Genomic DNA, 24643 nt, shown 5'->3' on the forward strand with positions numbered 1-24643 from the left:
GGGCGAGGGCGCCGGGGGCGGTAGCCGGCGCCCTCGAATTTCCATGTAACTTCTTACGCACTCCATCCGTTAACGTTAAAAGGATAGTAGAATACACAACAGGTGCCTGAGAAACGTCAATCCAGGCACCGCCACAGGGAGGAACCAGGATGAACAGCAAGAAAGGCGTGGTGACTGCGGCGATGGCGCTGTTGTTAACAGCGGTATTAATCGCAGGCTGCGGCAAACAAGCGGCCGACGCTCCGCAGACACCGGCACAGAACAGCACGAACACGGCCGCCGGCGCAAATAACGGTGCGGGGGACAATGCCGCCAACGACACCGACACCATGGACGACCAAGCTACGGAAGGCAATAACGCAGCAAACGGCGGCATTACCGGGAACGGGGATTCCAGCGATTCGGCACAGGCCCCTGACGGTTCCAGCGACAGCAGCGGAGGGGACCGCGCAGCGATGGGGGATCCGTACAGCGTGGCGGTGCTGATCAACAAGCAATTTGCTTTACCGGAGGATTACGAGCCGAAGGATCTGGTCTATCCCGACGTCCGGTTTACATTCAAAGAAAAAATCGAAAAACGCATGATGCGCAAAGAGGCGGCAAAGGCGCTCGAGGAGCTGTTCGCTGGAGCCGAGAAAGACGGTATCTATCTGGCCGGCGTGTCGGCGTACCGTTCACATAAGACCCAAACGGCGCTGTTTAACCGTTACGTGGAGAAGGACGGCGAGGAAGTCGCGAAGACGTACAGCGCGGTTCCGGGCCACAGCGAGCATGAGACGGGTCTGGCGATCGACGTATCAGGCAGCGATGGCAAATGCGCAGCGGAAAGCTGCTTCGGTGACACGAAGGAAGCGGCCTGGCTGGCGGATCATGCCACCGAATACGGCTTTATCATTCGTTATCCGAAAGGGAAGGAAGACATTACCGGCTACAAATATGAGCCATGGCACCTGCGTTATGTAGGGAAAGAAATCGCGGCCGACATCGGCAAACGCGGCATTACGTTGGAAGAATACTATGATGCCGTCCCGGTTTCGGGCCAGTGATTTCATGGGATTTTTCGAGATCATGAGCTCATCCAGGAAAGACGCCTGCGGGCGTCTTTTTTAGATTTTCCATCCAGCGAAGGAACCTAATAAAATTAACAGTTGACACCTGATAATGATTATCAGTATCTTTAAGAAGATGAAGTTTTTATGAATCTAAGATGAAGTCGTGATATAGACTCTTTTTACAATGATACATTGGTGGGTTTATTCAGTTGGACACGGAAAGGATGAGTGCCATGGTTTCCTTAAAAACTTCGCATCTAGACATTGCCTATGAGGATCGTCTGATTGTCGAAGACTTAAACATTTCGATTCCCGAGGGGAAAATCACGGCGTTGGTTGGCGCGAACGGTTCCGGTAAATCAACGGTCCTGAAAACGATGGCTCGGATCCTTCAGCCGAAGTCCGGCAGCGTGCTGCTGAACGGCAAATCGATCCATAAGCAGTCGACGCGGGAAGTAGCCAAGCAGCTGGCGATTCTTCCGCAAAACCCAACCGCCCCGGAAGGATTAACGGTCTATGAGCTTGTATCGTACGGGCGTTTTCCGCATCAGAAGGGGTTTGGAGGTTTGAAGGCCGAGGACCGGAAAATTGTGGAGTGGGCGATCGAAGCCACCCGCATGACCGAGTTCAGTGACCGGGCCTTAGAGCATCTGTCCGGCGGTCAACGGCAGCGGGCCTGGATCGCCATGGCGCTGGCGCAGGAGACGGATATCCTGTTCCTCGACGAACCTACGACGTTCCTGGATATGGCCCATCAGTTGGAAGTGCTTCAACTGCTTGAAGAGCTGAATGCCACATCCAACCGGACGATTGTAATGGTTGTCCATGATTTGAATCATGCCGCTCGTTACGCGCATTACATGATTGCGATCAAGCAAGGCCAGGCCGTCGCTTCCGGTACACCGGAAGAGGTTGTGACCTCCAAAGTGCTGCGCGACGTGTTTGGCATCGAGGCGGATATCGTGACCGATCCGCGGAGTGGCGTACCGCTGTGCCTCCCTTATGAGCTGTACCGGGCTGCAGCCGAAGGCAAAGTACGCAAGGGCAAAAATGATGGACCGGAAGAGGTTTCGCCCAAAGTCGTCTCGTTCCTGTAGTGGGGGAACCAAAGATGAACATCAATTATCAGCTGCTGGAGCAGCAATTGGCGATTGTAACAGAGCAGCGGACGGATGCCTTTTTCACGATGCCCGCTGAGATGCTGTTGGATCGCGGGCAGCTGGTGGCTTTTTTGGAAATCTACCAGGAGAAAATTAAGGGGCTTGATCTTCAAGTATCCGCAACCTATTTCGCTACGAGCTGGCGGGTGGTGTGTGCAGCGCTGCACTACATGGGGTCGGTGGCCTCGGGCAAGCTGCATTTTTCGCTCGAAAATCTCACCCTGCAACTCGTGATGGTCAACGGATTCCCTTGGGTTTATTTTGTGCTGAACGATAAGGCTGAACAGCCTTGGCCGACCGGTGACCGTCTGTCCTGGCAGACCCGCGAGCTGACCCGTTTTTATGGCGAAGTGCTGCGACCAGTCATGGAAAATATTGCTGCAGTCTCGAAGCTGCCGGTTGCGCAGCTGTGGGGGCAGCTGCCGTTAGGCGTGCAATATTACGTCCATGCCATCGCCGGCCGTCTGGAGGAGGAAACCTTGCGTTCTCGGCTTCTGGAGGAGTACGAGTTCGTGAAGGAGCTGCCAGCCGAGGTATTTGGCCTAAAGCGCAATCCGTATCGGATCAAGGAAGTGTTGCTGGATGATCCTTATCGGCCAGGCGAGAAATCGCCGATGAAACCAACTTGTTGCTTAGCCTATCGGACGGACACCGGCCATGGCTACTGTTACGGATGTCCCAAGCTCACCAAGCCGGAGCGGGAGGCCAAATACGCCGAGATCCGTCAGCAGCTTGCTGCGGCTCAAGCGCAATAAAGAGACGGCTATCGCAGGGGTAAGGATGCGCGCGGTTGTTGGTTTCTACATACGCAATATGAATAACGAGCACTTGGCGATCCTGAAGAGGCTTCAGGAGTTGTCTAAGTGCTTTTCTTTTTTCCGATCCCTCAACCTTCCAGCTTAATATCCCAAATCGAAGGGAAGTCTGATAAGGGTTCCCCAATTCTGAACCAAAGGGATAGTCGTGCAAAGAGGCGCGCGAGAAGAAGCCATAGGGGCCTTTCGGATATTTTAAATTGAGAAATTTTACTTTCTTTTCCCTCTTGCAATGTGAAAAAAGTCACACTATAATAAGAACCATGAAGTGAAATATTTCACAACAACTCGAGTTTTATAAGTGACGATTTTCACAAGTTGAGAAATTAGCTATACACAATCAAACAGGTATTGATTATGGAGGAGGAAGAAATCATGAAAGTAGCAGTTATCGGATGTACCCATGCAGGCACGGCGGCGATCGTTAATACGGCCAAACTTTACCCGGATGCGGAAATTACCGTATATGAACGGAACGACAATATCTCGTTCTTGTCGTGCGGCATCGCTCTTTATGTCGGAGGGATGGTTAAGGATCCTCAGGGGCTGTTCTATTCCTCGCCGCAGCAATTGGCTGAGCTGGGTGTAAATACAAAGATGCGGCACGAAGTCGTATCGGTAGATACGGATGCGAAAGTCCTTCAAGCCCGGAACCTGGAGACGGGCGAAGTGTTTGAAGATCGCTTCGACAAGCTGATTGTCACGACGGGGTCGTGGCCGATCGTACCGAAATTTGAGGGCAGTGATCTGGAGAATATTTTGCTTTCGAAGAACTATAACCACTCCAACACCATCATCGAAAAAGCGCAGCAAGCCAAACATATCGTTGTTGTCGGCGCAGGCTACATCGGCGTGGAGCTGGTTGAAGCGTTCCAGCTTAATGGGAAGCAAGTTACGTTGATCGATGCGGAGGACCGTATTTTGAGCAAATACCTCGATCCGGAGTACACGGACAAGATCGAACAATCGCTCCGCGAACACGGCATCGAGCTGGCTTTAGGCCAAAAGGTCACGCGCTTTGAAGGCGAGAACGGCAAAGTAACGAAAGTCATCACCGATAAAGGCACATACGCTGCAGACCTGGTGATCATGTGCATCGGGTTCCGTCCTAACACGGAGCTGTTAAAAGGTCAGGTCGACATGCTGGACAACGGCGCGATCATTGTGGACGAATATATGCGCACCTCGAAGCCGGATGTGTATGCGGCAGGCGACAGCTGCGCCGTCTTCTATAACCCGACAGGCAAGCATGCCTATATCCCGCTGGCAACCAACGCCGTTCGCATGGGGACGTTGGTAGCGCGAAATTTGGTTGCGCCAACCGTGAAGTATATGGGTACCCAAGGCACTTCGGGGATTAAAATTTACGAGGATAACATCGCCGGGACCGGTTTAACTTTAGCAGCGGCCAAGGACGCCGGTTTGGATGCAGAGGCGGTACTCATCACCGACAACTACCGACCGGAATTTATGCCAACCCATGAGCCGGTCATGCTGAAGGTGGTCTATGAGAAAAATACTCGCCGGATCCTGGGTGCACAAATCATGTCGAAGGTGGATCTGACTCAGTCGATCAACACGATTTCGGTATGCATCCAAAACGGAATGAAAATGGAAGAGCTCGCTTTCGTTGATTTCTTCTTCCAACCTCATTACAACAAGCCGTGGAATTTCTTGAACAGCGCAGGCTTAGAGGTGCTGCCGGAAGTTCCGAAGCGGGAAACTGTTCACGCCTAAGAAAAAAATATCAGCGAGTTCATTCGTGCGGGAGAATTCAAAGCGCTGGAGCCGAAGGAAGCCGCAAGAGCCATCTTTCTGGCGTTCCTGCACTTTCATCATCCTGCGCACTTCCGCCAATGGACGAATGAACGGATTGATGCAGATTTCGATGCCGTATGGCAGTTAATATTGGACGGGATCGCCGCACCATCCAAGTAAATGCACGGTTAACGTGATCTATGTTATTTTTTCGAGGTAGACTCGCACGCTACAATAAACACGTCTTAATAACGACGAATGACCTGTGAAGTGTCGTTTAGAAGTGACATATAAAGGAGACAGGATCATGGCTTATTCAAAACCTGCGCAAATTGCCGAAGTATCCGTGGAATATGGCGTCAAAAAAGCACATTATCCGCTGCTTACCGTATTGATTCTTGGTTTTTTGGGCGGGGCGTTTATCGCGCTTGGCTTCCTTCTTGATATTCGCGTGATCAGCAGCGCTCCGGCGGAATGGGGCAGTATCGCCAATTTCATTGGGGCTGCGGTTTTCCCGATCGGGCTGATCCTCGTGCTGCTGGCGGGCGGTGAGCTGTTGACCGGCAATATGATGGCTGTGCCGTTAGCACGGATGGCGGGGCGGATTTCCACTGGTGACGTGTGCAAAAATCTCGTCCTCATCACTTTGAGCAATTTCGTTGGCGCTTTGTTCGTTGCTTATTTTTTCGGGCATGTGGTTGGCTTAACAGCCAGCGGACCTTATCTTGAGAAGCTGGTCGATATGGCCGGTCATAAGCTGGACGACAGCTTCCTGCAAGCGTTTGTGTCCGGGATCGGCTGCAACTGGCTGGTTGCTTTGGCGGTTTGGCTGTCTTATGGTGCAGACAATATGAGCGGTAAAATCTTGGGCATCTGGTTCCCAACGATGGCCTTTGTCGCGATCGGCTTCCAGCACGTTGTTGCGAATATGTTCCTGATTCCCGCAGCGATCTTTGAAGGGTATTACTCCTGGGGCGAATACTTGGGTAACTTTGTGCCGGTATGGCTGGGGAATTTGACCGGCGGGGCCATCTTCGTGGCTTCGGCGTATTGGACTGCTTTTCTGAAGGATAAAGGGTCCAAAGACGCACAGGTTACTGAGTTGGCTACGTCATCTGTAGCGGCGAGAGAACACGGATAAACCGGTTTGGTTGGGCTGGGCTGGGTTTGCTGTCTGCCGGAGCGCTTTTTACACCATTATCCCGATGAATCAGAAAGAATTTGTAAGGATAAAAGTGAGCCTCGACTAGCAGCAAACCAGCTAACCAGCAAACCAGCCGATCAGCTATGGGCTAGAAAGTTACCCTCATCATCCTTCATATCTTTATTAACCTCATTAACTCTCATCAACCGCCCTTCCTTCGAATCTCTACCTCCCGAAAAGATACCTGAAGAAAGCGGATACCTGATCAAAATGGATACCGACCTAAGATGGATATCTAATCAAATACGGATATCTGAACGAAAGGGATACTTGTAAAGATGGATTATTAATCAAAGTTATACACCTGAACGAAGGGGATAATCGTGTAAAGAGGTGTGCGGAACACCCCCACACTCCGGCATCGGCCCCCGGCCCTGCCAACCTGCCATCCGGCCATCCGTCATCTTGACCGTCCTACCACCTCGCCATTTCGCATCCCACCATCCCGCCATAAGGAAATTCCCGCCTTGGGGTTTACGCCGGGGACGTTTATTCTTACAATAGGCTACAGACAGGAGGGGTGGAACATGATCCATGAACCTAACGGGGTGTTTCCTGCGGTTTGTCCGCTGGATTGTCCCGATACGTGCAGCTTGCTGCTTCATAAAGAGAATGGAAAAATCGTCAAGGTGACCGGCAACCCCGATCACCCGATTACGCAAGGCGCGATCTGCAACAAGGTCCGCAATATGGCGGAGCGGGTCTACCATCCCGAACGGGTGCTGTATCCCCTGAAACGCGTTGGACGCAAGGGGGAAGGGAAGTTTGAACGCATCACCTGGGATGAAGCGATCCAAGAGATCGCGGATCGTTATAAGGGATTGATCCGGGAGTATGGGTCGGAGTCGATCCTGCCGTACAGTTTTTACGGCAATATGGGGATCTTGAGCGTCGATGGGATGGACCGGCGGTTCTTCAACCGTTTGGGCGCGACGCAGCTGCAACAAGGCATATGCAATTCCGCGGGCACTGCGGGATGGAGATATACGATGGGATTCGGCGGCGGGACGAGCCCGGAAGAGACGGTCAAGGCCAAGCTGATCATCGTGTGGGGCGGCAACCTCGTTAGCACCAACATGCACCAGATTGCCCTGATCGAAAAAGCCCGCAAACAGGGAGCACAGCTCGTCGTCATCGACGTGCACCGCAACCGGACAGGACAGCGGGCCGACTGGTTTATCCCGCTTTATCCGGGCACGGACGCAGCGTTGGCGCTTGGGATGATGCACGTGCTGTTCGAACGTGGCCTGGTGAACGAAGCGTTCTTGGAACGCTATACGGTTGGCCATGCCGAGCTGCGTGAGCACGTGAAGCAGTACACGCCGGAGCGTGTGGCGGCGATCACCGGCGTACCGGCCGAGTCGATCATTAAGCTGGCCGTTCTGTACGGCGAAACTTCGCCCGCCTACATTCATATTGGCAACGGCCTGCAGCATCACGACAATGGCGGGATGACGGTCCGCACGATCAGCTGCCTGCCGGCGTTAACCGGCCAATGGCTAGTGCCGGGCGGCGGCGCCTTCAAGTCCAACGGCGCTTACGGCAAAATGAACGCGACGGCGCTTGAGCGTCCTGATCTGCGGCCCAACCCGGGTGCGCGTACGGTCAGCATGAACCAGCTGGGCGACGTCTTGTTGACCCTGGATCCGCCGATCCGCGCTTTGTACGTTTATTGCTCCAATCCGGCGGTTGTTGCCCCGGATACAGGGAAGGTGGAGCAAGGTCTTCTCCGAGAAGACCTGTTCACCGTGGTGCATGATCTCTTTTTGACAGATACGACAAAATATGCCGATATTGTGCTGCCGGCGACGTCTTCTTTTGAGAATACAGACTTGTACGGTTCGTATTGGCATCATTACATTCAGCTTCAAGAGCCGGTGATTGCTCCTCAGGGCGAAAGCAAAAGCAACGTCGAAACGTTTAAGCTGCTGGCGGCTGCGATGGGGTTTGACGACGATGCGTTCCGCGATACGGAAGAGGATATGATCCGGCAGGCTTTGGATTTCAAGCATAACCCGTATCTGGAAGGCGTGACGCTGGAGAAGCTGAAGGAGCAACGGTTCGTGAAGCTGAACATGGAACCGCAGCGAACCTGGCTCGACCATTTGCCGACTCCGTCGCGGAAGATCGAGCTGTACTCCGCCACAATGGAGCGGGCAGGCTTGCCGCCGTTGCCAACGTATGTGCCGTTGGTGGAAGGCTATGATGGAGAGCGCCGTCCCGGCAAGGACACGCCGTATCCACTGATGTTCATCTCTCCGCCAAACCATAACTTCCTCAACTCGACGTTTGGGAATGTCGAGAAGCTGAAGGCGCTGGAGAAAGGCCCGGTGCTGCAAATTCATCCGGAGGATGCCGCTGCACGCGGGATTGCCGATGGAGACGAAGTTACGGTGTGGAATGATCGCGGCAGTTATGACGTTACGGCGTCCGTCACCGACAAGATGCTGCCAGGCACAGTCGTCAGCCAAGGGCTGTGGTGGCAGCAGGAGGACGGGAAGCGCACGCGCGCCAACGCCTTAACTCCGGACCGGATAGCCGATATGGGCGGAGGAGCAGTGTTCTTCTCCACCGTGGTGGATGTCAAGCGCCGCTAGAAATGTACTTGCTTGAGTCACGCTTTTAGGCGATACTAATATAATCTGGGCGTAATACAAGCAAGATTTGCCGAACCATCTGAATCAAGAGTGGGGGCCCTGGTGGCCCTCCTTTTTTTGTATATACACAATTGTTGCAGCGAAGGGGGAATCACGATGAGATGGCTGCAGGCTTATCCGCGGGAAGTCAAGGTATTTTTGATCGCAAGCTTGATCAGTTCGGCGGGGGGTTCATTGATGTGGCCTTTGGTCACGATGTTTGTGTTTAAGGTACTGGGGCGGACTGTGACGGATGCCGGCCTGGTCATTCTCGTCATGTCTGTCGGAGGGATTGCCGGTCAGCTGCTGGGCGGAGCGCTGTACCATCGCCTAGGCGTCAAGCGCCTGATCGTGGGCGGTCTTGCTTTGACCTCCCTCTTCCTGATTCTGCTGCCCTACGGAAGCGGGAACTGGCATCTGTTTATGCTGCTGATGCTGCTGGTTGGTTTCTTTAATGCCACGACGATGCCGGCCATTCAAGCGTTTATCGGTTTTCGGTTTGCCGAGCAACGCGGGGAGCTGTTTAATGTCATTTATGTAGCGAACAATATTGGTGTGGCGTTGGGGACGGCGATCAGCGGGTTTTTGGCGCAGATCTCGTATGATCTCAGTTTTATTTTGAATGGACTCACTTCGGCGGGGTTTGCCTTATTTTTTTGGTTTTATTTGAACAAAGTTCAAAAAACGCAAGGCGAGCTGCAAGTACAGAAGCGCAAAAAAACGGTGGAAGGCCAAAGCGTCTGGACGCTGCTTCGCTGGTATCCCGTTTACCTGTTTATGGGCGTGGGATCGTTTTTTCTCTGGCTCGGGAACTGTATTTGGAACAACGGCGTATCGCCGTATATCATCTCCCAAGGCATGCCGGAGTGGAATTATAGTATTCTCTGGACGCTGAACGGGTTATTGATTTTTGTGGGACAACCTTTTACTTTATGGATAAAGCGGACCTTTGCCGGCTCCCCGCAGGCCCAAATGACGGCAAGTGCCATCTTCTACATGTTGGGTTACGCTACAATCTTGAGCTTCCATACGTACCCGAGTATGGTCGGGGCCATGGTGCTCACCACCTTCGGCGAAATGCTGATCTCTCCGGCGATTCCGTCGTTTATCTCTGACCGGACAGGGAAGGCGGCGCCGTTTTACCTCGGTTTGGTTGGCGGGATGGGAGCGGCTGGCCGCGTTGCGGGACCTTATGCGATGGGCATGCTGTTTGACTGGAACGGACTTACGCCGGTCGCTTGGCTGGCAGTGGGCATTGCGGCGCTATCGGTGGTATCCTTCTTGGTGCATGCCGCTGTGAACCGGGAGAGTGGCCCGCAGCTGTCGGGTTTGGCTGAGTGAGTAGTAGAAAGGATGAAGTTCATGAATCACCGTGAAATCTGGACGCGTTTATCGGAAATGCGTGATGCGGCCGCTTTAATAGAAATTGACAAGATCACCTGGGATTATAACAACACGCCAGCGGAAAAAATGGAATGGGAGTCGAGGGAGCAGTATTTGCAGAGCTGCCCGCCGGGAAGCCAGATCGTGGCTGGGATTGGCGAGGAGATCTGCGGCTATATCGGTTTTAAGCCGCCGACCCCGCTGCCCAGCAACCAACATGTGCTTGAGATCAACATCGCGATTCACCCGAAGTACCAACGGCAGGGCATAGGGCGGGTGCTGATGGATGCCTTAGTGAAGTTGGCGGCCGAGCGGGGCGTGCGTAAGTTGTCGCTGCGCGTGCTCGCCAGCAATCCAGGGGCCATCGCTTTTTACAAAAGCTGCGGGTTTGTGGAACAGGGCCGGCTTGTTGAAGAATTTTTGATTAACGGAACGTATGTTGACGATATATTAATGTGGAGAAAGGTTTAGCCGATGAAGTCCCGATTCAAGCGCGGCGCGTGAAGCGTCCGTTAGTACTTAAGGCATTGAACTATTCGGAAGATATCGGTATATTTAGAAGAAGAAAATTCGGGGAAGAACTCGAATGGAAAGGTTGATACCCGTGGAAAACAACTTCACCCCTCCCAATTTTATTAAAAACATCATTTCGGAAGATTTGAAATCCGGCAAGGTGAAAACCGTAGTTACGCGGTTCCCGCCGGAACCAAACGGTTACCTACATATCGGACACGCCAAAGCGATCTGGATCAACTTCGCTTTGGCGGACGAGTTCGGCGGACGGACACACCTGCGGTTTGACGACACCAACCCGGTTAAAGAAGATGTAGAGTACGTCAACTCGATTAAGGAAGACGTGAAATGGCTGGGCTTCGAGTGGGAAGAGCTGCATTTTGCGTCGGATTATTTTGAAGAGATGTATAATCGTGCCGTGCTGCTGATCAAGAAAGGCAAAGCTTACGTTGATGATCTCAGTGCGGACCAAATTCGCGAGATGCGCGGAACGCTCACCGAGCCGGGGAAAAACAGCCCATATCGCGACCGATCGGTTGAGGAAAACCTTGACCTGTTCGAACGGATGCGGAACGGTGAGTTTAAGGATGGGGAAAAGGTGCTGCGTGCGAAAATCGATATGGCGTCGCCGAACATCAACCTGCGTGACCCTGTCATTTACCGGATCGTGCATGCAACCCATCATAACACCGGCGACAAATGGTGTATTTATCCGATGTACACGTTTGCTCATCCGTTGGAGGATGCGATCGAGGGCATAACCCATTCCTTATGCTCGACCGAGTTTGAGGATCAACGCCCGTTCTATGATTGGACGATCGCCGAAACGGAAATGCCGCACGTGTCTCGTCAATACGAATTTGGCCGGTTGAATTTGACGCAAACGGTGACCAGCAAGCGGAAGCTGAAAAAGCTGGTGGATGAAGGCATCGTTGACGGTTGGGACGATCCGCGGATGCCGACGATTTCCGGTCTGCGCCGCCGCGGCTATACACCGGAAGCGATCAAAGCGTTCGTCTACGAAACCGGGATTTCCAAAAATTTCGGGAACGTGGATCCGAAAATGCTGGAGCATTTTATCCGCGAGGATTTGAAATTGAAAGCTCCGCGGACGATGGCGGTGCTGGACCCGCTGAAGGTTGTGATCACCAACTATCCAGAAGGACAAATCGAATGGCTGGATGCGGAGAACAATCCTGAAAATCCGGACATGGGCAGCCGTAAAATTCCGTTCTCGCGGGAGATATACATCGAACGGGACGACTTCATGGAGAATCCGCCGAGCAAATATTTCCGTTTGTTCCCGGGCAACGAAGTCCGTCTGAAAAATGCTTACTTCGTGAAATGCAACGATGTGATCAAGGATGCGGACGGCAATGTGGTGGAGATCCACTGCACGTATGATCCGGAAACGAAGAGCGGCACCGGCTTCACCGGCCGTAAAGTGAAAGGCACCATCCACTGGGTGGAGGCTACTCAAGCGGTACCTGCCGAATTCCGGTTGTACGAACCGCTGATCCTGGAAGAGGAAGCGGAGAAGACGGCAGACGTGGCGTTGGAGGAAACGGTGGAGGGCCTGGTTGATGAGGAGCTGCGCGATGCTGCGGAACCGGCCGCTGAAGCTGCCGAGGAGAAATCGTTCCTCGATCTCATCAACCCGAACTCGCTGACGATTGCTCACGGATTCATAGAGCCTAACATGAAGGATGCCAAGCCGCAGGATAAATTCCAATTCTTCCGGCACGGGTATTTTAACGTGGATACGAAATATTCGAAGCCGGGTCAACCGGTGTTTAACCGTATCGTGTCGCTGAAAAGCTCGTTCCAATTGCCGAAGGCCTAAGCCATTAACGGCGGCAGAACCCTGCGTACAAAAAGGAGCCTTGCAGATCTCTGCTGGCTCCTTTTTTCTGTTTCACACCGAGCTTCGCTCGATAAACTGAAAGCTAAGCTCCTCCGAGACGGGTTGGCCTTCGCCGCCAGAAATTTGCGCGTGGACGATGGAAAACGCCCGTTCTCCGATCTCCGACAACCGGTTATCAATCGTCGTAATCCCAAGCAAGCTGGAGATCGGCTGGTTATCGAAGCCGATGACGGCGAAATCGCCCGGCACCTCGATCCCGCGAAGGCGTGCGGAGAGGATAAACCCCGCGGCGACTTGGTCACCTGTGATGAGCAAGGCGTCCGGGCGCTCGTTCATCGCGAGCAGCCGGTCCACCAGCGCCGCGCCATCCTCCCAATCGAGGTAGCCGTCCAGCACCCAATCCTCCCGGGCTTGCCCGCCCAAGGCCGCCAGGGTATCAGTGTAAGCCTTCAGACGGCTGCGGCTGCTGGGGCTGTTACGGCGGTAGATTGTAAACGCGATGCGGCGTTTCCCTTTTTCCCAGAGATAACGGATCGCGGTTTGAAAGCTGGCATAGTGATCGATATACACCGAGGAGAGGTTGCGGCCGCTCACCCGCTCGCATAACGCGATCGGACCGTAGTCGGCAAAGACTTCGATATCGCGGAGGGACAGGGCTCGTGAACAGATGATCAACCCGTCCATCTGCTTGTTGCGAAGCATCTCCAGCACCTTGCGTTCCTCGTTCGGGCGGTAGCCGGTCTGGCACAGCATCAGCTGGTAGTTGTTTTTCAACGCCTGTTTGGCGACGCCTTCCATGATCCTGGCAAAATAGTAATGGTTGATGTTCGGCAGGATCACGCCGATGGTTTGCGTCATACCTTTAATCAAATGGACGGCGTTCATGTTCCGCGAATAGTTGAGCCGGCGAATGGCTTCTTCAACCGCCTCCCGCTTGGCTGAACTGACGTAGGGGTGGCCGTTCAGTACCCGGGACACGGTTGTGACCGAGACGCCGGCGGCTTCTGCGATCTGTTTGATGTTCGGCATGGCAAACCGCTCCTTCCCTGTATGAAATCAAAAAGGATGTTGCTATGGAATGCATTTCATATTTTACAATGGAGATGCAATAAAGAAAACAATGCCCTCAACCGGCGTCACCTCGTTTGGGAGCGAGGGCGTTACGGTATCCGGCATTGTTTTCTTTCGTATTTCGTAAGATCGGCAGGCAGCGCATATAGCTGGCCGGTTGTTATGGTTCATCATGTAGATCGTCCATTGCCGGCGAATAGCCGTGATGGCGGATTTGATACCACATCGCGGCGAACCCAAGCGCACCGATTAGTGTTAACGCGACGCCGGACCGGTACATCACCACCGGACCGAAATTTTGAAATATCCAGCCGCCCCAGAAGCCCGCAATCACGCAGGCAAGGCCGCTGGCAGCAAAGGTATAGACCGCTTGTCCCGCTGATCTCAGCGGCCGCGGCAACAGCAGAGCGATCAGCTTGGTGCCGACGTAGAAGAATCCGCCAAACGTTACGGAGTGCAGCAGTTGAATGAGCAAGATGTGCACCGGGAGTGTCGCTTCAGACATCAAATCCCAGCGAATCGCAAACAACAGGCTGACGACGGTGATGCAAGCGAGCAAATAGGATAATTTTCGCTTTATCAAGCGGTCCAGCAGGATCAATGCGAGAAATTCAAAAACGGTCGATAAGAACACGGCACCGCCGACCGCCAACCGCGTTCCGCCGAGATCGATCATAAACAGCGGCATAAAGATGGTGTTGATTGCATTAGGGATTGCTACCAGCATGCTAAAGAGGACGAACACCAGCAGGTACTTGTTCTTTAGCGCCAGACGCAGCTCCCCTCCCTTCAGCCAAGGGGTTTGAGACGATTGGCGAATGGTGGGCAGCAACAGGGTAGCACCGATCGCCAGCATCAACGTTACGCTAAACAGCAGCGAGCTTCCCTCGTGGCCGACGGCATCGATGATGGGTCCGGCGGCCAGCGCGATGAACGTCCACCCGAGCGAGCCCCAAATGCGGTACGTTCTGAATTGCTTCGGCGTTTCTGCGATATAGCCGAGAGTCAAGGTATTGCTTTGCGAGAGCAGCGGGCTTAGGAAAAAATATAGCAAAATCATCGTCACGTACAACATCGAAAAGGTGTTGACCGTAAACACGAGATGTCCCATGATAAGTAAGCCCAGCAGCATGGCTAGCAGGATGGCACGTGGATTCTGCCTTTGGTCGCCCAGGAATTTCCAGAACGGGTGGGCCACCAAAGAAATGAAGGGACCGATGGCCATCAGGCTGCCAATCTCCAGCTTGTCCATCCCGATGTCCTGTAAATATAATTGAAAAAAGGCAGTGAAAATGACCAAGGTTCCGTAAATAAAAAAGTTAAGCAGACCTAACGGCAACAACGAAAAGGACGAATATCGTCTTTTTTCCTGCAAACGAGCCATTCCTTTCTATCCGGGTCCATATGGTCACAGGCGGGAAGCTTGTGACTATGATCCCAATGTAACACACAGGTGAAAGGGGATACAAACCAAGTTTTTTTGGTTTTACCATAATTTATGCATTGGGGGAAAACTGATGAACACAACCGCCATCATTTTAGCCGGTGGAAGATCCAGCCGGATGGGCAGCGATAAGGCGCTGCTTGAGCTTGGCGGCTTAACGGTGTTGGAACGGTTGATTCGAGAGCTGGAGACAGTGGCTTCAAGAATCGTGATCGCAGGGGGGACGAAGGCGGTTTATGAACGGTTCGGCAAAGAAGTCGTGACCGACCGTTATCCGGGGGCCGGGCCGCTGGCTGGGTTGCATGCCGGGTTGGAGAGCTCGACGACCCGCTGGAACCTCGCGGTCGCTTGCGATACGCCGTTCGCGAATCGCGGCCTGTTCCGCGCTTTGCTGGAGCGGGCGGAGGCGGCGGAGGAAACGGCGGCTCGGGTTGACCGGGCAAGCGGCATGGCAGCAGACGCCCCGGGCGGCTTCGCAGCGGCCGAGGCGATCCTGGCCCGCACGGAGGGGCGGGCCCATCCGCTGCTGGCGGCCTATCGGCGCAGCGTGCTTCCAGGCTTGGAAGCACGGCTGCGGGCAGGCCGCCTCAAAATGACGGCTTGGACCGAGACGCTGTGCACCGAATATATCGAAGGGGAGGCCCTCGCCAACGCTTCGGGCCTCCCCTTGGAGTGGTGCACGTTTAATATGAACAAGCCGGAGGACTATGAGCAGGCCCGGACTTGGTTAGCGTCGGGCCGCTCTGGGGTTTAGCCGCCGATCTGGGACATCCGGCGGGCGGTTGGCGTATGGCTTTGTTGCTTACGCTCCAAAGCCAGCGCCATTTCATGGTTCTTCGGCTTGGCTCCCAGCGCCTTCAGGAACAGGGAGCGGATGCCTTCATGGTCGCCGGCTGCGGCATAGGGGCGCACGTGCAGCTCATCCGACCAATACAGGCAGGCCTTGATATGTCCGTCAGCGGTCAAGCGCAGCCGGTTGCAGCTGTCGCAGAAATGCTCGCTGACCGGATGAATTAGCCCAAACGTTCCGGCGGCACCCGCAACGCGGCGGCTTTCGGCAGGACCGTTACCGCGCGGACCTTCGACGCCTTCCACTTCCCAGCCCGCTTCCCGGCAGACGTCTTCCACGGCCGTCAGAGGCAGGTAGGTTTTACGCCAGGTGTCGCTGGCACTGCCAATCGGCATATATTCGATAAAGCGAACATGCAGCGGCTGATCTAACGTTAACGCGATAAAATCGCGGATTTCATCCTCATTGATTCCTTTCATCAGGACCACGTTGAGCTTAATCGGCTCAAAACCGACCTCGACGGCGGCCTGAATGCCTTCCAGCACCTTCTCCACCTCACCGCCGCGGGTAATCATCGCGAAGCGGTCCTGACGCAGTGAATCCAGACTGATGTTCACCCGTTTTAATCCCGCTTGCTTCAGCAGCTCCGCTTTTTTCGCAAGAAACATGCCGTTCGTCGTTAGTGCAATATCTTCAATGCCCGGAATGCTGGAGAGCATGGCAACAAGTTGTTCTAAATCTTTGCGCACCAGCGGTTCGCCGCCGGTAAGCCGAATTTTGCGGAGGCCCATCGGAGTAAGCGCCGATACTGTCTCGGCAATTTCCTCGTAGCTCATGATTTCCTCATGCGGTTGAAACACCATTCCTTCGGCGGGCATGCAATAGACGCAGCGCAAATTGCATCGGTCAGTGACGGAGATGCGCAGGTAATCATGTTTTCGCCCAAAGGGGTCAAGCAGCTGCTCCATGTGTACGCCTCCTTTTCTCTTCAGGTGTTTCAAATTTAATATATATTCATCTAGGGGTCAATGCGTTGACACACACTGTTCAAGTATATTCTGTGTCGGACAACGATACAATGGAAGTAAAGTGTAATAAAGATCACATTAAAGCGCTTACAATTAGAGGTATAATACAAGTGAGCGATACGTGATCCCCCTTAATCATGTGTCGGTATATGCTTTCGAGATGATTTCCCGCATGATGAAGGGAGTCATCTTTTTTTTCATATCATGGCATGGCAAGTTTGATTTACGATGTCGTTTTGAGGGAGATGAATTTGGATGGCAATGCTGTTCAAACCTTTGGTCTATACGCAGGAGCAGGTTGAGTGGTTGGAAACTCGCGGGATGGTATATCAACTATTAATGGATTTTCTGAGCCGCCCGCCGCGGATGTCCTTGATTGCTCAGTGGCGCCGTAAGGTAGCGCAGTACCCGAAGGCAGGGACCAGCAAGGGGGGGCGTAGACTGATTGCCTATCTGGAGAGCATTCCCGAAGCAATGTTTCGCAGTGTCTGCCATCAAGAAGCGAAGGAGTACGAGCGCTTGTTTTCGGGGCGGGAGGCAATCATTCCGTCCTGTGAAAGCTTGTTCCGCAGTCGCCATGAAGGTGGCGGCGCTTTGGCTTGTATCGCCCAAGTCCGCAAATTATATATGGATAATGCGATCGTATTCAATAAATTAAACGGGGAGCGCGACGACCATATCGCACTGGAGCTGGAATTTATGGCCGTGCTCGCGGAAGGCATGCTGGCGAAAGCCAATCTGCAGCAAAGCTGCCTGGCGCTGGCGGATGTGCAGATCCACTTCCTGGAGGAGCATTTGCTGAAGTGGGCGCAGCCGTTTGCCCAAGAGCTGATGCAAGCCACGCAAAGTCCGCTCTTTATCGGATTGGCTGAATTGCTGGATGAATTCCTGGTTCAAGATTTGTCGCAGCTTCGAGCCTGGCGGGAAAGTCAGCATCCGGTGATGGGATAGAAAAAGGACCTCAGCCTCCGCAGATCGCGGGGTGGGGTCCTTTTTGTTGCCTGGCCAGGATATGAATTCTAACGCTTGCCACAGGTCTTATTTGGGCCAAAATCGCCGTATTGAGATTCTAACGCTTGGGACAGCGCTTATTCTCTCATTTCGTGGCCGAAAACTGTAGTTTTGACCGCAATAGCGTTGCTCATCGTCGTTAGAATCTCAACTTAGTCAGATTTGCCCAAATAACGTTCGTCATCAGCGTTACAGCCGGAATTGGATGCGGCTATTCGATGGGGCGCGCTAAATGGGAAAAGACGACGCAGGATATATTTCCCTACGTCGTCTTTGTGCTGTTTTAATCGAGTTCCTTGGCCGACATATCGCGGCGACGGAACTTCATCAGGAATTCGTAGACGATTGGCACGATGACCAGCGTGAGCAGCGTCGAGCTGATCAAACCGCCGATGACGGTGATGCCGAGGCCGCGCGAGATAATCCCTGCGCTGCGTTCCCAGCCGAAGACCAGCGGCAGCAGTGCGCCGATCGTCGCCAAGGCGGTCATCAGGATCGGACGAAGCCGGGTAGCGCCCGCTTCAAGCAAGGCTTCGCGAGTGGACAAGCCTTCGCGTTCCTTGTGGATAACGCGGTCGATCAAGACAATTGCGTTGGTCACGACGATCCCGATGAGCATGAGCACGCCCATCAATGCCGAGACGTTTAAGGTCTCTCCACCGATCAGCAGGCCTAACATGGCGCCGATTACGATAAATGGCAGGGAGAAGAGAATCGTAAATGGAGCCAAGCCTCCGCCAAAGGTGACGACGAGAACAAAATAGACGATGGCGATGGCCGCCAACATGGCGAGGCCGAGCTGGCCAAACGTATCGTTGATTTGTTCGGTGACGCCGCCGAATTTGACGGTAACGCCGTCCGGCAGATCCAGCTTGTCGATTTTCTCCTGCAGGCTGGTCGATGCCTTTTGTACGTCGGTAGAGGTGATTTTTGCGCTGACTTCAACGACCATCTTCCCGTCGATCCGCATGATGGAATCCGGGGAGGTGCCTTTTTCCACCTTCGCCACGTCCTTGATCGGGACTTGAATGCCCAGCGGCGAAGTCAGCGTTGCATTTTCGATATCGGTAATGCTGTGATAAGTCTCGCTGTCGGCTTCAATATATACATTGTATTTCTTGCCGTCGATGGCGACCTCGGTCAGAACCGGACGTTCCCGAACCGGGCTCAGCTTCATTGCCAGTTGGCCCGGCGTCAAGCCAAGGGAGCTCAACTTCTGTTGATCCGCAACCAAAGTGTATTGCTCATAGGTTTTGGATAGGCTGGTGTCGCCTTTTTCAAAGTTCTTCGTATCCTCTTGAATCAGGGAGAGGATTTGATCCGATACCGGCTTGATCTGCTCCAGCTCGTCTCCAAAGACATTAACGCTTAGCGTGCTGCCGCCCAGACCGCCGGTCATGAGCTCGGACATATCGTTCCATTCACCCTTCGGAAGCTCGGTCCGCAGGCCTTCGATCAGCTTTTCTTTGACATCGTTAAATTGTTTGGTATCTGGATCATAGGCGATATAGAACAAAGCTGAGTTCGAGGAACCCATCCCCAGCGGATTGTCGCCGCCAACGGAATATTGCATTCGATCGACGTTCGGCTGCTCCAGGATATATTTCTCAACTTGCAGCATATCCCTTTCCACATCCTCCAGTCGAGCTCCGGGTTCAGGGGAGTAGGTAACCATCACATATTTATCCTCTTGTTCCGGCAGGAAGCTGACGCCGACCAGCGGGTACAAGAACAAGCTGCCGATCAGCAGGACGACCGCAAGTCCGAAGGTGATCAGCTTATGGGACAGCGACCATTCTAGGATGCGGCGATAGCCGCGGGCCATGCCTCTTGGCTTCTCATCGTGGTCATGCTTCTTGTTAAGACCTTTGCGGAACAGCGTATGCGCCAGCGCTGGTACGAGGGTAATGGCGACCAGCAGCGACGCCAGCAGCGAGAAGACCATCGTGAGCGCAAACGGCTGGAACAATTCCCCGACCATCCCGCTGACGAAAGCGAGCGGCAGGAACACGGCGATCGTGACGATCGTCGAGGACATAATCGGGATGAACATCTCCCGTGTTGCTTCGATAATCAGCTTGCTTCCCTTTAGCTTCTCGCCCGTCAGGGACAAGCGCCGGTAAATGTTCTCGATGACGACGATTGAGTCGTCGACCACGCGGCCGATGGCAACGGTCATGGCACCCAGCGTCATCATGTTCAGTGTAATATCCATCTGCTTCAAAGCCAAAATGGCGATCAGCAGCGATAACGGGATCGAGATAATGGAAATGATCGTCGAACGAATGTTACGCAGGAAGATCAGGATGATCAACACGGCGAACAAGGCGCCAAACAACGCTTTGGACAGCATCGTGTTCACCGAGTCGGTGATCGGCTGACCTTGGTCCAGCAGGACCGTAAAGTTGATATGGTCGTATTGCTTGCTCAGCTCTTTGGCGGCTTCCTTGACCTCGTTGACAACGTCAACGGTGTTGGCATCGTTGGATTTGACGATCTGAATGCCGATCGATTCCTCCCCATTGGTCCGGGAGATCGATTCGGCTTTACCAACTGTTTCGATGTCAGCGATGTCGCCAAGTTTGACGGTCGGGAGGCCGGTTGGAACAGCTCCCATCGCTCCTCCAGCGTTAGCGCCGGCTGCTGCACCCGCACCGCCAGCCGCATCCGCACCACCAGCACCACCAGCTGCGCCAGCAGCAGTACCAGCCGCTGTACCAGCGCCAGCCGCTGTACCAGCGCCACTAGCCGCAGCCATACCTCCTGCGGCATTGGCGCCAGCAGAGCTAGGTACGATCGGAATAGCTAAGTTTTTCAAATCATCTACGGTTGTGATGTTCCCGTCAACAACGACGGCCTTCTCGGATTCCTCAAGGCTAAACAACCCCAGCGGCACGCGGAGCGCGGAACCTTGCACGATTCCTTTTACGGTATCTTCCGTCAGGCCGAGCTCCTTCAGCTTGGCTTCGTCAAATTTCAAACTGACCTCACGGACGAACTGGCCGGCGATTTGCACGGAAGCGACGCCGTCCAAATCCTCGAGCACAGGTTTGATGTCGTTCTCCGTAATCCGGGTCAAATCTTCGAGACTGCCGGATTCCTTATCCGACAAGCTGAGGGAAACGACCGGCATGGAATTCAGACTAAACCGGGTGATCTGCGGCTTCTGGGCATCATCCGGAAGCTGCACATCGTTTAATGCCTCGCGAACCGCCGCGGTGGCATTGTCCAAGTTGGTGTCGTAATCAAATTCAATAATGAGCGAGGCAGCGTTCTCCATCGAAGTGGAGGTAATTGTCTTTACACCGTCGACATTATGCAGCCGCGTTTCCAGCGGCTTGGTGATCTCCTCGACTACGCCTTCCGGCGCAGCGCCTGGATAGACCGCGGTTACGCTAAGGTAAGGCACGTTAATGTTTGGAATGGTCTCCTGCTTCATCGTTAGACCGCTGTACAATCCCATGGCAGTCACGATGACCGTCAGAAGCCAAATCGCGAACTTATTGCGCAGGGAAAACTGGATGATACTCTTCATATGCGGGTTTCTGCTCCTCTCTTTCCTATGAGTACTTCCTCATTTACGTGTGCTGGATATAAACCTGCAGCAGCTGCTTTAAATCAGCAGAATGCTGAGCCAGCTCCGGGATGGCGGCCAAATTGGCCAGCATGCCCTTAATAATGGCGCGGCGCGGACGAAGCTCCAAAATTTCACGCTCCAGAATTTGCAGGGTTTCCAGCGCTTCCTGCTGTCTGTCTGCATCGGTGATGGCACTAAGGTGATCACGGAGGCGTTTGACTGCGATGATCGGATGCTGCTGCAAATCCAGGCTGCCTGGAGCCCCTTCGGTCATGAGCCGCAACGCTTCTTCAGAAATCAACGGCTCAGGACGGTTGCTTAACTGATGTTGGGCTGCCAAGTCGAGCAGATCCATCAAGTGGCTCGCCATCTGTTCCGGCGAGGCGGAAACATGGGGCTCGAACAGTAATCGGATGTACATGCCGACCATGCCGTAAGCGATCGTTAACAGATCGCCCGTGTACGGCTCGATCATCGGCCCGTAGATGGCCTCCAGCTTGTTCTTCCCGTGACGTAACAGCTTGGAATTGTGCGCCTTGACCGAAGCAGGTTCTTTGTAGGGCGTACCGTTTTTGTGCCAGTCCTGAAACTGCATGATCAAGAATTCACGCAGCTCAAGCACCAGTTCGAGCATGACAATGATCTGGCGCCACAGTTTCTCTCTTGGCGTCAATCCCTGCTGCAGTTCCACCTGCGTCAGATGGTCAAGCAGCATCTGGTAGCAGTAGTCGAACAAGCTCTGCTCCAGTTCCTCTTTCGATTTAAAGTGAAGGTAGAGACTGCCCTTGGACATCCCGCAAGCTTCGGCGATCTCCTGCATCGACGTGGCGGACGAGCCCTTGGTCGAAAATAGCTGCATGGCCGCACGTAAAATCAGCTTCTTTTTGTCGATGGATGGATGAGACAAATAAAAACTGACCCCCCTTCCTCTGACTCATGGGTTCTCGTTCTGACTCCATGGTCATTATCGATTATAGTATAAAGCCCAGGCGGATACAAATGAGCGTATGTACATTTTTCCTCCCACCAGTAGGAAGAATTCGAGCGTTCATGTAGAATATAATCACATGCATCAATAGGTAAAGAGGGAGTATAACATGAGACGGGGACTTCAAATCATTATCATCGCCGCAATATTATTTGCTTTCTATTATTTTGGATTTGGCGTCTTCGGTAAATTTGGGGGTACGCTCGTTAGTATCTTCCAAACGCTGACCGTCATTACGATCGGCTTCGCCATTTTTATGGAGAACCGTAATCCTTCCAGCACGGTGGCCTGGATTCTCGTGCTTGCTTTGCTGCCGGTCGTCGGGCTGGTGCTTTATTTTCTGCTGGGCCAAAATTACTTCAAGCGGCGTAAATTCGATAAAAAAGCGGAGCAGGATCGCCTCAGCTATGAGCGGATCGACCGCAGCGCTCACCCGCTGCCTCGGGATTTGTCGCAGTTTAGTCCCAGTCAACAGCGCTTGCTGCATCTGTCCCAGCGGCTGGCTCGCACGCCATTCTCAATGGCAACCCGCACGTACGTGTTGACCAACGGGGAAGAGACGTTTACGAACCTGCTGCGCGAGCTAAAGAAAGCCAAGCATCATATCCATATGGAATACTATATCTACCGTGCCGACGACATCGGACGGGAAATTCAGAAAACGCTGATAGAAAAGGCACGGGCCGGGGTTGAGGTCCGTTTTATGTTTGACGCGGTAGGCAGCATCGGCTTGCCCAAATCGTTTATCGCGGAGCTGCGCGCTGCAGGAGTGAAGGTTGGGATTTACGGGCCGATGCGTTTTTTGTCTTTGTCGAGCCGGGTGAATTATCGCAACCACCGCAAGATCGTCGTGATCGACGGCAATACTGGATTTATCGGCGGTCTCAACGTCGGCGACGAATATTTGAGCCGCAGCAAGACGTACGGCTTCTGGCGAGATACCCACATGCTGGTTAAAGGGGAGGCGGTCCGGTCGTTGCAAATCATTTTCCTGCAAGACTGGCAGTACGTCACCGGGGAGAAAATTATGGATCTTGCCTACCTGTCTCCTGAGCTGGAGCAGGGCTGCAGCGGCGCGGTGCAGATCGTGCCAAGCGGGCCTGACAACGAAAGCCGGACGCTCAAGAACATCTTCTTTGCGATGATCACATCAGCGAAGAAGTCGGTATGGCTGGCGACGCCGTACTTTATTCCGGATGAGGATATCCTGACCGCGCTGCGCGTGGCCGGCTTATCGGGGATCGACGTGCGTATCCTGTTCCCGGCCAGACCGGACAAATGGCTGCCGTTCCTGGCATCCCATTCGTACTTCCCATCGCTGCTAGAGGTTGGGGTGAAAATCTTCGAATACGAAAAAGGCTTTCTGCATTCCAAGCTGCTGATCGTTGACGGGGAAGTAGCCACGATCGGAACAGCGAACATGGATATGCGCAGCTTCCATTTGAATTTTGAGGTGAACGCACTCCTGGTGCAAAACGAAAGCGTAACTAAGGTTGTCAACAATTTCGAACGCGATCTTCTGTCGGCGAAGCTGATCGACAAGGACGAATTTATGAATAAGAAAATCCCGGTACGTCTGGCGGAATCCGCGGCCCGGCTATTATCTCCGCTGTTGTAACAGGGGTAATCCCTGTGTATTTCGCGGAAAAGGAGAGTGTACGGCATGGAACCCACATCGGAACGCAAAACCGAGCATATCCGGCTCTGTCTGGAGGAGCAAGTGAATGCGGAGGGCATCCTGAACGGCTTTGAAAAATACCGCTTTCGCCATAACGCCTTGCCAGAGCTGGATTTCGCCGAGATCAGCCTAAAGACGGCGTTTCTCGGCGCATCGTTGCGAACGCCGCTCCTGATCAGCTCGATGACCGGCGGCAGCCGGCTGGCTGGCGAGATCAATGCGCGCCTGGCCGAAGCGGCGGAGCGGCGCGGTTGGGCCATGGGCGTCGGCTCGGTCCGGGCCGCCGTTGAGCGGGACGAGCTAGCGCATACGTTTGCCGTGCGTCGGTTTGCGCCGACCATCCCGATCATCGCCAACTTAGGCGCGGTGCAGCTCAATTACGGCTACGGGCCGGAGGATTGCAAGCGGGCGGTGGAGATCGCCGGAGCGGACATGCTGGTGCTGCATCTGAACAGCCTGCAGGAGGTGTTCCAGCCGGAGGGAGATACGAACTTCGGCGGACTGCTGCGGCGGATCGAGGAGGTGTGCCGAGAGCTGCCGATTCCAGTTGGCGTAAAGGAGGTCGGCTGGGGCATCGACGGCGCTACGGCAAAACGGCTGCGCGAAGCAGGCGTCGCCTTCATCGACGTCGCAGGCGCCGGCGGCACCTCGTGGAGCCAGGTCGAGAAGTT

General features: G+C 53.9%; 19 protein-coding genes. 14 read left to right on the forward strand and 5 right to left on the reverse strand.

The features are described 5' to 3' along the window. Positions 1 to 149: 149 nt before the first annotated feature. The 10 genes from POTG_RS04895 (at position 150) to POTG_RS04935 (ending at position 12364) form a co-directional block, all read left to right on the forward strand. Entirely contained in the window at positions 150 to 1046 is an 897-nt protein-coding gene (locus POTG_RS04895; RefSeq protein WP_009223697.1) for a M15 family metallopeptidase, read from the forward strand. A 239-nt stretch (positions 1047 to 1285) separates the two neighbouring features. Continuing rightward, positions 1286 to 2149, forward strand: a complete 864-nt coding sequence (locus POTG_RS04900; protein ID WP_009223698.1) for an ABC transporter ATP-binding protein — start codon at positions 1286 to 1288, stop codon at positions 2147 to 2149. Between the two features lie 14 nt (positions 2150 to 2163). After that, entirely contained in the window at positions 2164 to 2967 is an 804-nt protein-coding gene (locus tag POTG_RS04905; protein ID WP_009223699.1) for a hypothetical protein, read from the forward strand. Positions 2968 to 3402: 435 nt separating this feature from the next. After that, positions 3403 to 4764, forward strand: coding sequence for an FAD-dependent oxidoreductase (locus POTG_RS04910; RefSeq protein WP_009223700.1), 1362 nt, complete (start codon positions 3403 to 3405; stop codon positions 4762 to 4764). Between the two features lie 21 nt (positions 4765 to 4785). Then, positions 4786 to 4965 carry a hypothetical protein gene (locus tag POTG_RS25305; protein ID WP_442852582.1) on the forward strand — a complete coding sequence of 60 codons (180 nt, stop codon included), beginning with the start codon at positions 4786 to 4788 and terminating at the stop codon, positions 4963 to 4965. A gap of 127 nt (positions 4966 to 5092) precedes the next feature. After that, complete coding sequence (locus tag POTG_RS04915) at positions 5093 to 5926, forward strand: formate/nitrite transporter family protein (RefSeq protein ID WP_009223701.1); 834 nt, start codon at positions 5093 to 5095, stop codon at positions 5924 to 5926. Between the two features lie 590 nt (positions 5927 to 6516). Next, the gene (locus tag POTG_RS04920) at positions 6517 to 8586 is read left to right on the forward strand and encodes a molybdopterin-containing oxidoreductase family protein (protein WP_009223702.1); all 2070 of its coding nucleotides are present in this window, start codon (positions 6517 to 6519) and stop codon (positions 8584 to 8586) included. 156 nt (positions 8587 to 8742) lie between these two features. Next, entirely contained in the window at positions 8743 to 9966 is a 1224-nt protein-coding gene (locus tag POTG_RS04925) for an MFS transporter (RefSeq protein WP_036644193.1), read from the forward strand. A gap of 21 nt (positions 9967 to 9987) precedes the next feature. Then, positions 9988 to 10479: a GNAT family N-acetyltransferase gene (locus POTG_RS04930; RefSeq protein ID WP_009223704.1), complete on the forward strand. Its 492-nt coding sequence runs from the start codon at positions 9988 to 9990 to the stop codon at positions 10477 to 10479. 115 nt (positions 10480 to 10594) lie between these two features. Continuing rightward, positions 10595 to 12364, forward strand: coding sequence for a glutamine--tRNA ligase/YqeY domain fusion protein (locus POTG_RS04935; protein WP_009223705.1), 1770 nt, complete (start codon positions 10595 to 10597; stop codon positions 12362 to 12364). Between the two features lie 72 nt (positions 12365 to 12436). Here POTG_RS04935 and POTG_RS04940 read toward each other — a convergent pair whose 3' ends face one another. Both POTG_RS04940 and POTG_RS04945 read right to left on the reverse strand, forming a co-directional pair. Then, positions 12437 to 13414, reverse strand: coding sequence for a LacI family DNA-binding transcriptional regulator (locus POTG_RS04940; RefSeq protein ID WP_009223706.1), 978 nt, complete (start codon positions 13412 to 13414; stop codon positions 12437 to 12439). 202 nt (positions 13415 to 13616) lie between these two features. After that, complete coding sequence (locus POTG_RS04945; RefSeq protein ID WP_009223707.1) at positions 13617 to 14840, reverse strand: MFS transporter; 1224 nt, start codon at positions 14838 to 14840, stop codon at positions 13617 to 13619. A gap of 133 nt (positions 14841 to 14973) precedes the next feature. Here POTG_RS04945 and mobA point away from each other — a divergent pair, with 133 nt between their 5' ends. Beyond that, entirely contained in the window at positions 14974 to 15654 is a 681-nt protein-coding gene (gene mobA, locus POTG_RS04950; RefSeq protein WP_050769692.1) for a molybdenum cofactor guanylyltransferase, read from the forward strand. Here mobA and moaA read toward each other — a convergent pair. Beyond that, complete coding sequence (moaA, locus tag POTG_RS04955; RefSeq protein ID WP_009223708.1) at positions 15651 to 16658, reverse strand: GTP 3',8-cyclase MoaA; 1008 nt, start codon at positions 16656 to 16658, stop codon at positions 15651 to 15653. The two genes, mobA and moaA, sit on opposite strands and share 4 nt — an antisense overlap. A gap of 315 nt (positions 16659 to 16973) precedes the next feature. On the opposite strand from moaA, the gene POTG_RS04960 reads away from it, so the two are divergent. Next, positions 16974 to 17669 (forward strand): TorD/DmsD family molecular chaperone, encoded by a 696-nt coding sequence (locus tag POTG_RS04960; RefSeq protein ID WP_009223709.1) that lies wholly within the window; start codon positions 16974 to 16976, stop codon positions 17667 to 17669. 343 nt (positions 17670 to 18012) lie between these two features. Here POTG_RS04960 and POTG_RS04965 read toward each other — a convergent pair whose 3' ends face one another. Both POTG_RS04965 and POTG_RS04970 read right to left on the reverse strand, forming a co-directional pair. Next, complete coding sequence (locus POTG_RS04965) at positions 18013 to 21264, reverse strand: efflux RND transporter permease subunit (protein ID WP_009223710.1); 3252 nt, start codon at positions 21262 to 21264, stop codon at positions 18013 to 18015. A gap of 43 nt (positions 21265 to 21307) precedes the next feature. After that, on the reverse strand, positions 21308 to 22213 hold the full coding sequence (locus POTG_RS04970; RefSeq protein ID WP_009223711.1) for a TetR/AcrR family transcriptional regulator: 906 nt from the start codon (positions 22211 to 22213) through the stop codon (positions 21308 to 21310). Between the two features lie 190 nt (positions 22214 to 22403). On the opposite strand from POTG_RS04970, the gene cls reads away from it, so the two are divergent. Together cls and fni are read left to right on the forward strand one after the other, a co-directional pair. Beyond that, positions 22404 to 23912 carry a cardiolipin synthase gene (cls, locus tag POTG_RS04975; RefSeq protein ID WP_009223712.1) on the forward strand — a complete coding sequence of 503 codons (1509 nt, stop codon included), beginning with the start codon at positions 22404 to 22406 and terminating at the stop codon, positions 23910 to 23912. Positions 23913 to 23957: 45 nt separating this feature from the next. Next, the coding region (fni, locus tag POTG_RS04980; RefSeq protein WP_036644196.1) for a type 2 isopentenyl-diphosphate Delta-isomerase at positions 23958 to 24643 on the forward strand (686 nt) is incomplete at its 3' end.

The organism is Paenibacillus sp. oral taxon 786 str. D14 (assembly GCF_000159955.1).
Lineage (GTDB): Bacteria > Bacillota > Bacilli > Paenibacillales > Paenibacillaceae > Fontibacillus > Fontibacillus phoenicis.

Coding starts and splice junctions, on each gene's coding strand:
- POTG_RS04895 (WP_009223697.1), top strand. CDS start 150: ATGAACAGCAAGAAAGGCGTGGTGACTGCGGCGATGGCGCTGTTGTTA.
- POTG_RS04900 (WP_009223698.1), top strand. CDS start 1,286: ATGGTTTCCTTAAAAACTTCGCATCTAGACATTGCCTATGAGGATCGT.
- POTG_RS04905 (WP_009223699.1), top strand. CDS start 2,164: ATGAACATCAATTATCAGCTGCTGGAGCAGCAATTGGCGATTGTAACA.
- POTG_RS04910 (WP_009223700.1), top strand. CDS start 3,403: ATGAAAGTAGCAGTTATCGGATGTACCCATGCAGGCACGGCGGCGATC.
- POTG_RS04915 (WP_009223701.1), top strand. CDS start 5,093: ATGGCTTATTCAAAACCTGCGCAAATTGCCGAAGTATCCGTGGAATAT.
- POTG_RS04920 (WP_009223702.1), top strand. CDS start 6,517: ATGATCCATGAACCTAACGGGGTGTTTCCTGCGGTTTGTCCGCTGGAT.
- POTG_RS04925 (WP_036644193.1), top strand. CDS start 8,743: ATGAGATGGCTGCAGGCTTATCCGCGGGAAGTCAAGGTATTTTTGATC.
- POTG_RS04930 (WP_009223704.1), top strand. CDS start 9,988: ATGAATCACCGTGAAATCTGGACGCGTTTATCGGAAATGCGTGATGCG.
- POTG_RS04935 (WP_009223705.1), top strand. CDS start 10,595: ATGGAAAGGTTGATACCCGTGGAAAACAACTTCACCCCTCCCAATTTT.
- POTG_RS04940 (WP_009223706.1), bottom strand. CDS start 13,414: ATGCCGAACATCAAACAGATCGCAGAAGCCGCCGGCGTCTCGGTCACA.
- POTG_RS04945 (WP_009223707.1), bottom strand. CDS start 14,840: ATGGCTCGTTTGCAGGAAAAAAGACGATATTCGTCCTTTTCGTTGTTG.
- mobA (WP_050769692.1), top strand. CDS start 14,974: ATGAACACAACCGCCATCATTTTAGCCGGTGGAAGATCCAGCCGGATG.
- moaA (WP_009223708.1), bottom strand. CDS start 16,658: ATGGAGCAGCTGCTTGACCCCTTTGGGCGAAAACATGATTACCTGCGC.
- POTG_RS04960 (WP_009223709.1), top strand. CDS start 16,974: ATGGCAATGCTGTTCAAACCTTTGGTCTATACGCAGGAGCAGGTTGAG.
- POTG_RS04965 (WP_009223710.1), bottom strand. CDS start 21,264: ATGAAGAGTATCATCCAGTTTTCCCTGCGCAATAAGTTCGCGATTTGG.
- cls (WP_009223712.1), top strand. CDS start 22,404: ATGAGACGGGGACTTCAAATCATTATCATCGCCGCAATATTATTTGCT.